This window comes from Halorientalis sp. LT38 (genome assembly GCF_037031225.1).
GTDB lineage: Archaea > Halobacteriota > Halobacteria > Halobacteriales > Haloarculaceae > Halorientalis > Halorientalis halophila.
Genome location: NZ_JAYEZN010000001.1, coordinates 2165197 through 2175887 on the forward strand (window position 1 = coordinate 2165197; position 10691 = coordinate 2175887).

At 69.0% G+C, this 10691-nt stretch carries 12 protein-coding genes; 6 read left to right on the top strand and 6 right to left on the bottom strand.

Going from position 1 to position 10691, the window contains the following annotated elements; translation table 11 throughout:
• Positions 1 to 48: 48 nt before the first annotated feature.
• From U5918_RS11090 to U5918_RS11100, 3 genes are all read left to right on the top strand, one after another.
• Positions 49 to 1107 carry a phosphotransferase family protein gene (locus U5918_RS11090; protein WP_336001421.1) on the top strand — a complete coding sequence of 353 codons (1059 nt, stop codon included), beginning with the start codon at positions 49 to 51 and terminating at the stop codon, positions 1105 to 1107.
• Positions 1107 to 1772: a 2-phosphosulfolactate phosphatase gene (locus U5918_RS11095; RefSeq protein WP_336001422.1), complete on the top strand. Its 666-nt coding sequence runs from the start codon at positions 1107 to 1109 to the stop codon at positions 1770 to 1772. Before U5918_RS11090 ends, U5918_RS11095 begins: the two co-directional genes overlap by 1 nt.
• Before the next feature lie 263 nt (positions 1773 to 2035).
• Positions 2036 to 2947, top strand: coding sequence for an HNH endonuclease (locus U5918_RS11100; protein WP_336001423.1), 912 nt, complete (start codon positions 2036 to 2038; stop codon positions 2945 to 2947).
• On the opposite strand, the gene U5918_RS11105 is transcribed toward U5918_RS11100, so the two are convergent.
• The 3 genes from U5918_RS11105 to U5918_RS11115 are packed head-to-tail and all read right to left on the bottom strand — an operon-like array spanning position 2948 to position 5602.
• Positions 2948 to 4039, bottom strand: coding sequence for a hypothetical protein (locus U5918_RS11105; RefSeq protein WP_336001424.1), 1092 nt, complete (start codon positions 4037 to 4039; stop codon positions 2948 to 2950).
• Positions 4026 to 4928 carry a S49 family peptidase gene (locus tag U5918_RS11110; RefSeq protein ID WP_336001425.1) on the bottom strand — a complete coding sequence of 301 codons (903 nt, stop codon included), beginning with the start codon at positions 4926 to 4928 and terminating at the stop codon, positions 4026 to 4028. The genes U5918_RS11105 and U5918_RS11110 overlap by 14 nt, the downstream gene beginning before the upstream one ends.
• Positions 4925 to 5602: a LolA family protein gene (locus U5918_RS11115; protein ID WP_336001426.1), complete on the bottom strand. Its 678-nt coding sequence runs from the start codon at positions 5600 to 5602 to the stop codon at positions 4925 to 4927. Before U5918_RS11115 ends, U5918_RS11110 begins: the two co-directional genes overlap by 4 nt.
• Before the next feature lie 184 nt (positions 5603 to 5786).
• Here U5918_RS11115 and U5918_RS11120 point away from each other — a divergent pair, with 184 nt between their 5' ends.
• Entirely contained in the window at positions 5787 to 6227 is a 441-nt protein-coding gene (locus tag U5918_RS11120) for a hypothetical protein (protein ID WP_336001427.1), read from the top strand.
• On the opposite strand, the gene U5918_RS11125 is transcribed toward U5918_RS11120, so the two are convergent.
• Positions 6224 to 7636 carry an FAD-binding oxidoreductase gene (locus U5918_RS11125; protein WP_336001428.1) on the bottom strand — a complete coding sequence of 471 codons (1413 nt, stop codon included), beginning with the start codon at positions 7634 to 7636 and terminating at the stop codon, positions 6224 to 6226. The two genes, U5918_RS11120 and U5918_RS11125, sit on opposite strands and share 4 nt — an antisense overlap.
• 33 nt (positions 7637 to 7669) lie before the next feature.
• Entirely contained in the window at positions 7670 to 8281 is a 612-nt protein-coding gene (locus U5918_RS11130; RefSeq protein WP_336001429.1) for an OsmC family protein, read from the bottom strand.
• Between the two features lie 208 nt (positions 8282 to 8489).
• Between U5918_RS11130 and U5918_RS11135 the strand changes: the two genes are divergently transcribed.
• Positions 8490 to 9224 carry a competence/damage-inducible protein A gene (locus U5918_RS11135; protein ID WP_336001430.1) on the top strand — a complete coding sequence of 245 codons (735 nt, stop codon included), beginning with the start codon at positions 8490 to 8492 and terminating at the stop codon, positions 9222 to 9224.
• A 145-nt stretch (positions 9225 to 9369) separates the two neighbouring features.
• Here U5918_RS11135 and U5918_RS11140 read toward each other — a convergent pair whose 3' ends face one another.
• Positions 9370 to 10155: a GTP cyclohydrolase III gene (locus U5918_RS11140; RefSeq protein WP_336001431.1), complete on the bottom strand. Its 786-nt coding sequence runs from the start codon at positions 10153 to 10155 to the stop codon at positions 9370 to 9372.
• A 102-nt stretch (positions 10156 to 10257) separates the two neighbouring features.
• On the opposite strand from U5918_RS11140, the gene U5918_RS11145 reads away from it, so the two are divergent.
• Positions 10258 to 10689, top strand: a complete 432-nt coding sequence (locus tag U5918_RS11145) for a cupin domain-containing protein (protein WP_336001432.1) — start codon at positions 10258 to 10260, stop codon at positions 10687 to 10689.
• Positions 10690 to 10691: the final 2 nt, after the last annotated feature.

Here is a 10691-nt window from a genome sequence, read left to right on the forward strand (position 1 = left end):
CCGGCTGGATGACAACTCCTTTACTACAGTCCATGTAACTCGCTGGCAATGCCAGACGAAGCCGATCTCGTCGACCGCGACCGGCTCCGGGCCTTTCTCGCGGACCGACTCGGCGAGACCGACGCCTTCGACGTCGAACGACACGACCAGGGCTTCTCCAACGAGACGCTGTTCGTCACCTGGGGCGACCGCGACCTGGTCGTCCGCCGACCCCCGCCGGGCGAGACCGCCGACACCGCCCACGACGTCCTCCGGGAGTACGAGGTCGTTCACGCGCTGCAGGACACCGACGTGCCCGTCCCGGCGACCGTCGCCGAGAGCGAAGACCCCGATATCATGGGCTGTCCGTTCTACGTGATGCAGAGGTTAGAAGGCGACGTGATGCGGTTCGTCGAACTCGACCGCTTCGGCGACGCCGACTCGCGCCGACGGGTGGGCGAGGAGATGGTCGACACCCTCGCGGCCATCCACACCGTCGACGTCGAAGCCGTGGGACTCGCCGACTTCGGCAACCCCGAAGGGTTCGCCCAGCGCCAGGTCGACCGCTGGACCGAGCAGTTCGAGTGGGCCTTCGAGGAGACCACAGCCGAGCGCGAGGTGCCGGCAATCCACCGCATCGGCGACTGGCTCGACGACAACGTCCCCGAGGAGTCCGCCCACGCGCTGGTCCACGGCGACTACAAACTCGACAACGTCATCTTCCGGCCGGGCACGCCCCCGGAGATCGGCGGCGTCCTCGACTGGGAGATGTCCACCCTGGGCGACCCCCTCTGTGATCTCGGCTGGCTGCTCTTCTTCTGGCCCGACCCCGAGGACGACCTCACACCGCTGATGCAGACGATGGCGCCCTCCTTCACCGCGAACGAGGACTACCTGACCCGGGGGGAACTCGTCACACGCTACGAGAAGCAGACGGGCGTCACCGTCGAGCACCAGCGCTTCTACCGCGTGCTCGCGGTCTACAAGATGGCCGCGCTGGGCGAGATGTTCTTCGCCCGCTACCTGATGGGCAACAGCGACAACACCCTCTACCAGATGATGGAAGACGGCGTCCCGACCATGGCCGATCACGCCGTCGAGATCATCGAGGGCGAGCGTCCCCTCTGATGACCGTCCACACCGTCGACCGGCTGGAGGACGTGCCCGATCCGAGCCCCGACGCCACGTTCGTCGTCGTCGACGTCATCATCTCCTCGACCAGCATCGTGCGCCTGCTGGAGGCGGGCGCCAGCTACGTCCGCCCCTTCGCCGACGCCGACGAGGCACGCGCGTTCGCGGCCGACACCGAGGACGCCGTCCTCGTCGGCGAGCAGGGCGGCCAGCCCGTCGACGGCTTCGACTGCTCGCCGCTCCCCTCCCTGATCGCCCAGCGGGAGTTCGCAGACCGCCCGGTCGGCATCCTCACCTCGAACGGCACCCGCGCAGTCTCCCGGATCGGCCACGGCGCCGACGTGCTGATCGGCAGCACCGTCAACGCCGCCGCGGTCGCCGCCCACCTGCGTGAGCGCGACCGGGACGTCTGGCTGGTCGCCGCCGGCCGGCAGGGCGACCCGACGCCCGAGGACTCCGCCGGCGTCGAGTTGATCCGCCGCTGTTACGAGGACGGGTCCACCGACTTCGACCCGGCCGACCTGGCCGCGCAGGTCCGCGAGAGCGGCACCGCCGAGTGGCTTCAAAACTTAGGCTTCGAGAACGAGGTCGAGGACCTCTGTGCGTTCAACACGAGCGACGTGGTCCCCAGACTCGTCGACGGTCGGTTCGTCGCCGAGTAAGCCGCCCTGTCACGGCGTTGCAGGGCGTTCCCGGAGTCGTAACGTATTTCAGGTGCAGGTGGCCTATTGTTTCCTGTTGCGCGTGTCCGGGCTGGGGTACTGGTATCCTGTAGCCTTGTGGTGGCTACGAAGCGGGTTCGATTCCCGCGCCTGGACCTGAATTATCTTTCATTACAAACAACGCCGTAGCAACGACTGTCTTCAGCTCCACTTTCACCGCGTGCGGCTCGGAATAAAGTCCCGGTCGTGTGTAAGAACAGGCCATGCCGGAAGAGGGATGTCCGACCTGTGGTAGGGTGTTCGATAGTCGCCGTGGGCTCGCTGTCCATCATAGCCACGCACACGACGAGAAGCTACCGAACAGGGAGTGTGCCGAGTGTGGAACGGCGTTCCACTGTAAACACGAGAAGCGGTACTGTTCCGAGGATTGCCGAGATTCTGCGGTTTCGTACGAGGGCGAGAACAATCCGAACTACGACGGAGGGATGACCGAAACCACCTGCGAGATCTGTGGCACCTCCTTCGAGTACTATCCGTCGGATAAGGAGGGGCTGTACTGCGCCGACTGTGTCGAATCAGAACAATGGCGACACAAACGGGACATAGAGGGCGAAAAGAACCCTCGCTGGAACGGCGGCAAGAGAGAGTTGGAATGTGACCGGTGCGGCGAGACGGTCGAACGATACCCGTGGAACATTACTGGCGAAGCCACCCTCTGCAGCGACGACTGCCAGTACGAGTGGCTCTCCGAGGAATTCACGGGCGACGGCCACCCCAACTGGGAGGGTGGGGACACCGGGAACTACGGCAAGGGCTGGAACCGGATCCGGAAGAAGGCGCTCGAACGGGACGGCTACGAGTGTACGCACTGCGGGAAGACGAAGGAAGAGATCGGGCGGAATCCGGACGTCCACCACATCGTCCCGGTCAGGGTGTTCGCCGAGGCGAGGGGATTCACGAGAGCCGACGCGCACTTCAAGGAGAACGTGGTGTCGCTGTGTGTCGAGTGCCACCGGAAAGCGGATTTCGGGCTGATTCCCGAGACGATACTTCGATCGTTCGTCCCCTTCGGAACGCGGAACGGGCCGCACACGTCGCTGCCGGGGGACGCGGGCCGGATCGGAAACGAGTATCGGGCGGCCGAACGACGATACGAAGCGCCGGCGCGAGGGTAGTTACGGACTGGTGCCGTTGCCGGGGAGCGGCGAGGTGCCGTTGCCCGGGAACGTGGGCGTCGAGCCGGGCTGCGAGGGATCGGTGATCCCGCCGGGGCCGTCGGTTCCGCCGCTCGACTCGGGCACGCCGGGTCGCTTGTCGCCGTTCACGAGGAACGCGGCGAGGTTGCCGACGAACGCCTCGTTGTCGGCGACGGTCGCGCTGGACGGGGAGAGGAAGTCCGTGTTGCCGACGGCGGCGACGCCGCCGGTCCGGGCGGCGACGGCGTAGGTGCCGGCGCGGCGCGTCTCGGAGCGGCGGACGTCGGCGCTCTCCGCGATTGCGGTCGCGTCGTCGTCGGTCGTGATCGGTGCGGCCTCGTCGAGCACCAGTCGGTCGACGCCGGCGGTGAGGTCGCCGTCACCGGCGGGCCGGGCGTAGACGCGCTGGAAGTTGTTGGCGTTGTCCGCCATGTCGTAGAGGTAGCCGGCGCCGAAGGCGATCCCGAAGCGGGCGGCGAGGTTCGTCGGCTGTCCGGGCGTCGCGGCGCTACCGGACTGGACGCCGGCGGGGACGTCGATCGGCAGGGACTGCCCGCCGGCGGACGGCGGGACCGGATCGGCCAGCAGGAGGAGGCGGCCGCCGGCGTCGGCGAAGGCCGCGATCCCGTCGATCTCGCTGTCGGTGTACTCGCTGGCCGGGTTCGCGACGACCAAGGCGTCGGCCGACTGCAGGGTGGCGTTCAGGCCGCCCCCTCCGCTCGACATCCCGCCGCCGAAGCCGCCGCTCGAGTCGCCGCCGGTGTAGAACCGGACGTCGTGGCCGGCTTCGATCAGGGCGTCGACGAGCGGCTCCAGGTCGCGCTCGCCGACCCCGTTACCGTGGCTCTGGTCGACGACGACGGTCTTCGTCTCGCCGCCGTCGGGGGCCGCCACGCTGCCGTCGTCGTCGACGGCAGTCGGTCGGAGGTCGGCGTCGTAGGCCGGGGCGTCGACGTCGCTGGACTGCGGGGAGCCCGAGAGCAGCACGCCCGTGGCAGCCGTGGCCGCGAGTACGACCACGACCACGAGGGCGAACGCGCCGACGCCTTTCAGGAGGTCAGTTCGCGACATCGGCGCTCACCTCCGTTGCGTTGCCGCCGGCGACGTCCAGTTGCCCGTGGACCATGAGGTACTGGGTCGACTGGACGGTGGTTCGCGGGGTGGAACCGCCGTCGGAGCCGTCGAGCCCGAGCAGCCCCAGCGAGCTCTGCGTCGGCGATTCCATGCGCACGGTGTCGTAGTCCGAGAGGCCAGCATCGTCGGCCGCGGCGCTCACGGCGGTGTCGAGGCCGCCCACCTCGTCGGCGAGCCCGTTGCCGACGCCGTGCGTGCCGGAGTAGACCTTCGCGTAGGACAGTTCCGAGGCCGAGAGGTTCAGGCGGTCGCCGCGCTCTTCGACGACGCTGTCGACGAAGGCGCGCCGGAGCGTCTCGACCTGCCGACGGGCTTCGCCCCGGGTGGAGCCCGTGGCCTTGTCGGGGCCGGTCGTGATCTGGTTGTCCGGCGATCCGCCGCTGGGGACGATCGCGCGGACGCCCACGCTGCCGACGGTGCTCGCCGGGGTCACGTAGATGTCGTCCGCCGGAACGCTCGCGTAGTAGGCGCCGGAGGCCGCCATCCCGGTGACCGCGACCGTGACCGGCATCTCCTCGCTGGTCCGTTTGACCGCGAGGTAGAGCTGTTCGCTGACGGAGGCCAGCCCGCCGCCGCTGTTGACGTCGAGCGTGACGGCCTGGATCGAGTCGTTCTGGCGCGCCTCGCGGAGGTCGTCGATGGCCGCCGAGGCGGTGTCGCCGTCGATCGTGCCGTGGACCTCCACGACGGCGACGGTGCCGTCGGCGTCGGTCGACGCGCCCCAGGCGTACGGGACGAGGGCAGCGGCGACGACGAGGCCGACGACGCCGAACACGAGAACCGGGCCGCCGAACCGATCGAGCCGGCCGGTCGAACGGTCTCTCATGCGATCGCACCTCCGGGGGCCGGGGCGGATTCGCCCCTCTTCTCGGGAACGCCCAGCGAGACGTTCTCGAAGCGGATCGTCTCGGAGACGGGCTCGCCGTCGGCGGTCCAGTTCGACTCGATACGGAGCGGGACGACGTGCTCGGCGTCGATCCAGACCCGCCGTTCGGGCCGCGTCTCGCTGGCGTCGCCGTCGGTCGGCGGCGTGATCGAGAAGACGGCGGTCCGCCGGTCGCGGATCGTCTCCGTGCCCTCGAAGACGACCTCGTTCTCGCGGACCAGATCGCCCGCAAGGGTGCCGTAGACGGCCGAGGCGTCAGATTCGGAGCTTCCGACGGCGTCACCGCCGAGCACGCGGGCGGGCGAGGGGTCGTCGATCACGGTGACCTCGCCGGCCTTCGGCCCGGTGTGGTAGGCGATCCGGAGGCGGTCGCCCTTGTCGAAGGTGACCGTCGCTCTCGCCGTTGCGGTCTCGTCGCCGGTCTCGAGGGTCCGGACCATCGTGGCCTGGAACCCCTCCAGGTTCTCGTAGCGCGATTCCACCTGGTTCGCGACGGCGTCGGGATCGTCGACCTCGGTCCCCGGTGTCCCGAGGCACCCGGCCGTCACGAACACCAGTCCGACGACGCCCAGGAGGGCGCGCCGTCTGGTCCAGCCTGCAAATACGTCTGACATGTTCCGTCACCGGCTACGAACAGGCCCGATAAAGCACCGGACGGACGGTTTCCGACCCGGCACACCGGCCACATGATTTATGGGGTTCCGGCGATCCGAAATTCGGCTCGGGCGGTCGGGCGGCCCCGGCGGGACGGCGACTCGCGATAGCACGTTTTAATTTCACCGGCACCGAACTGAGACCATGGTCGAGGAGTACGAGGCCGCGGGGTGGGACGAAGCGCTGGTTCGGGCGCGACGGCTGGATCACCAGAGCCGGATCGTCGTCCCGAAGGCGGCCGAACCGGGGCTGCCGCAATCGGTCGAGTTGCTGCACTCGAACTTCCCGTGGTCGATCCACGGCGGCGCGGTCCGGGTCTACCGGGAGGACAGACCGGGCGAACACCTCCAGATCCGCGAGTTCCGGGACCGCTGGACGGTGTCGCTCGATCGGGTCAACCCGCAGTATCGCCCACTGAGTCACGCGAAGGGCGACGTCCCGGTAGCGTCGCTGGCGTCGCTCCCGCTGTTCGCGGCGACCCGGTCGGTCGGCGTCGCCGGCTCGCTCGCTGGGGCCGCCATCGACCGCCAGGGATCGCTGCTCAACGACCGGCTGGTCCCGCTGATCGGTCGGGTCCTGATCTAGTCCGCTGGCGTCACGGGCCCCCGAAGTCGGTTCTCCGGATCGTAGGTGGTCTTCAGTTCGCGCAGTCGGTCGTAGTTCCCGCCGAAGGTCAGGCGGGCGGGGTCTTCGTCGAATCCGGGGAAGTTGCCGTAGCGGCCGGCCGCTTCCTCGAGCGCCGTGACGGCGTCCATCCCGTCCCGCGCCCAGTCGACGTTCGCGTCGTCGTCCTCGGGGTCCTCCCAGTTGGCCTCGAAGTTGCACATGAACGGTTTGTCCCGGTGCCAGAAGGCCGTCGCCTCGCGCGGCACGTCGGCGACCGCGCCGCCGAGGTGCCACACGTCGATCGTCGAGAGCGGTGAGGGCGCGGACTCGGTGTGCTCGGCCACGACGTCGATCACTTCGTCGGTGAGGTCGGTGAGGTACGTCGACTTCCAGTAGTAGCGCAGCCCGTCGGGGTAGTCCTCGTCGAGCATCGACTGCAGGCCCTCGTAGGCCATCGGCCCGCTGAAGTCGGCGATGGGTTCGGCGACCGACAGGAGGGGTTCGAACACCTCGTCGGCCGTCGGGGACCCGTCGTCGCCGCGGTACGAGCCGAGGAGCGCGACGGCCGACTCGCCCCAGCGCTCTTCGGGGAACTCCTCGAGGTCCGGGACGTGGGCGGTGAAGGGGAGGACGCCCGCGGACCGCGGCGCGTCGGCGGCCCACTCCCGGAACCGCTCGAAGACGGCGGTGATCTCGGAGCCGGGGAACCAGACGAACAGCGCGTCGACCTCGGGACCCACGTCGTAAAGCTCGAACTCGAAGCGCGTGACGACGCCGAGGGCACCCCCGCCGCCGCGGACCGCCCAGAACAGGTCCGGGTTCTCGTCGGCGCTCGCGGTGTGGACCTCGCCGTCGACGGTGACGATCTCGACCGACCGGAGGTTGTCGGCGGCCAGGCCGTACTCGCGGGACAGGTGGCCATACCCCCCGTTGAGGGTAAGCCCGGCGACGCCGGTCTCCGAGACCGCGCCCAGCGGCGTCGCGAGGCCGAACAGCTGGGTTTCGTGGTCCACGTCGCCGAGCGTCGCGCCGGCGCCGACCGAGACCGTGCGCTCGTGCCGGTCCACGGTGACGCCGTTCATCGGCGAGCAGTCGATCACGAGGCCGTCGTCCACGAGGGCCCTGCCGGCGACGTTGTGGCCGCCGCCGCGGACCGCGACCGGGAGGTCGGTCTCGCGGGCGAACGCGAGCGCCGCGACCACGTCGGCCGTTCCGGTGCAGCGCACGATCACGGCCGGTCGGCGGTCGATGGTCGCGTTCCAGACCGCCCGCGCCTCGTCGTAGCCGTCGCTCTCGGGTGTGAGTACGTCGCCGCGGACCTGGGCACTGAACGCCGTGAGCTGGTCGTCAGTCGGTGCCTCGTGTCGGGGTTGGGTCTCGGGTGCCATCGGAGGAAGAATCGTCTCGGTCCCGTCCCGGTCTCAGTCGCCGTGGACGGTGACCGAGGGTTCGGTCGGGTGCGGGCTGGTCAGCATGTCGTACACCGGCGAGCGCCGGTAGTACTCGGCCAGTTTCTCGCGGTCGGCGTCGTCGAGGTCGTCGCCGTGGATCTCGACGTCGATCTGGGGCTCGCCCAGCATCTCGGTCGCCACGTCGGCGTCAGCGTGGCCGAACAGGACCTGCGGATCGAACGAGATGGAGACGCTGGTCTCGATCTCGTGGACGTCCATGCCCTCCCGGAGGGCGTTGAACTGGATCGTGCCGTTGATACAGGCCGTCACCGCAGACAGCGCCGTCTCGACGGCCTCGATGCGGTCCGTGGGATCGGTGCTCCCCACCGCCTCCTCGATCTCTTCGGGGACGCCGTAGTGCAGTTCGTGCTGGCGGTCCTGTCCCATCTCCTCGCCGCCGAGTTCCCACTCGCCGATTGTCGCTGTCGTCCGTCCGACGACGTCCTCGCCGACGCCGCGGGCGCGGTACTCCATCTTCGCTTCCTCGGGTTCTTCGCCGACCCACTCGACGAATTCGTGATAGGTGCCGATGTCGACGCCCAGTCGGTGCTCACTGCTTGTCTCTGGACTCTCTGAGGCCATACCGCTACAGACGACCTCCTCAGTCGTAGTTATGAACCGGCCACTGCGCGGAACCCCGGGGTAAGTCCGACGGATCTGACTGTCGAACCCTTGCGGACGTCCGGACTGTGGCCGGCCGGGTGATCCGGTAGGGTCACGTGAGCACTGTTCACGGTCTGGACTGTCTCGGCCCGATACCTCTAATGGGGGCGACCACGTCTCGTCGAGCGTGCAGGTGGCACTGGTCACGGTGGGAGACGAGTTGCTCGCGGGGGATACGGTGAACACGAACGCGTCGTGGCTGGCCGCGCGCCTCGCCGAGCGTGGCGTGTCGGTCCGGCGCGTGCTCGTGGTGCCCGACGAGCGCGCGGCAATCGCCGAGCAGGTGCGCGCGTACAGCGACGCCTACGACGCCGTCGTCGTCACCGGCGGCCTCGGCGGGACGCCCGACGACGTGACCATGGCGGCCGTCGCGCAGGCCTTCGACCGCGAGTTGGCCGTCGACGACCTGGCGCTGGCCGACGTCGAGGAGACGCTCGCGGCCATCGCCGGCGACTACCCCGACCTCGACGTCGACGCCGAGGCCGAAGCGACGATTCCGGCCGGCAGCCGTCCGCTGCTCAACCGCGGCGGGCTGGCCCCCGGGTGTGTGATCGAGAACGTCTACGTCCTCCCCGGCATCCCCGCGGAGATGAAGACCATGTTCGAGGGGATCGAAGACGAGTTCGAGGGGGCGTCGGTCTCGGAGTACCTCTACACCGAGAAACCGGAGGCCAACCTCGTCGAGGCGCTGACCGACGCGGGCGCGCAGTTCGACGTGACGGTGGGCTGTTACCCCGACCGCGAGGCCGGCCACAACCGCCTGAAGGTGACGGGGGACGACCCCGAGCAGGTCGACGCCGCGGCCGCGTGGCTCGCCGACGCAGTGGATGCGGATCCGGACCCGCCGGCCGAGACGGAGTGAGCCGGTCGCTCCGCTCCCGGCGATCCGCTGCTCACGGGCGCGATGCGCCCGTTCGCTCATCCGGCGGTCTCCCTCCGGTCGGCCGCCCTGCTCGCGGCTCCGCCGCTCGCTCATTCGGAGACACTCACGAAGCTCGTGTCTCCCGCTACTCTTCTACCGTCGCGGCCGGCGGCTCCGCGAACTCGACTGCAGTCCCGTCCTCACGGCAGACCTCGAGGGCGTGTTTGGCGGCCATCCCGGCCGCCTGAGCGACGCTCGATCGGCCGACGCCGACCTTGAGATCCACGTCGACCGCGTCGTTGACGTGGTCGATGGCGTCGCGGTAGTCGGCCTCGGACATGGCCGAGCAGACGGCGATGACGTTGTCGCCGCCGACGAAGAAGGAGAGCGACTCGTGGGCCTGGCGCATGTAGCGCATCAACTCGGCGTAGCCCTGTTCGATGTGGATGAAGGTGTCGAACTCGTTGACCTCGTCGGTGTACTCGCCGGTGACGTCGTTGACGTCGAAGTGGGCGATCTGGACGTCGCCGTCCGCCCGATCCGCGTCGGCGAGCGTCTCGCCGGCGAGTATCTCGCGGCGGCCCTCGTCCTGTGCGCTGCCGGCCTCCTGGAGGCGGTCGGAGGCCCGGCCGAGCGCGGCGACGGGTGAGGAATCGACCGCGACGCTCATGCTCGCGGTGACGGGGTAGCGGTTGCCGAGCGACTCCTGGACCAGCGCCAGATCGTCGACGTCCAGCCCGTTGGTCACGGCGATCATGTTGTCGAACCGACCGAAGAAGGCGTACCCCTGGCGGTTGCCGACGAGCTGGGAGACGTCGGCGAACAGCCGGGACTGCAGCGTCTGGAGGTCGACCTCCCGCCGCGGCGTCGGCGTGACCGTCCAGGGCCCGTAGTTGTCGATCTGGATGAGAGTGACCTGCGTATTCGTCACGATAGGCGCGTGTTGGGACCACGGAAGTATCGTTCTTTGGAAGTGGCACCGCCCGGCCGGTCCACCACCGTCGCTTTGTGGCTGTGGCGCTCAGTGGCTGGTATGAGCGACACCGACGACGCAACGGAACCGCTGATCCGCCGCGGCGACGACATCGAGTACGAGTCGGTCGACGCGGCCGACGGTCTGGCGAAGGGCGTCCTCATCGGCGAGGCCCAGGGCGCGCCGAACCTCGCGATCCGCCGGTTCACGCTGGCCCCGGGCGGCGAAGTCCCGAAACACACGAACGCGATCGAACACGAACAGTACGTCCTCCAGGGCGAGTACACCGTCGGAATCAGGGAGGCGTCGGAGACGCCTCTGGCAGACGGCGAAGCCGTCGACGCCGACGAGGAGTACCAGGTCGCCGCGGGTGACTCGCTGCACATCCCCGCCGGCGCCGTCCACTGGTACCGCAACGAGGGCGACGCAGAGGGGGCCTTCCTCTGTGCCGTGCCGACGGGCGACGACGAGATTCGGCTGGTCGAGGAGTGAGG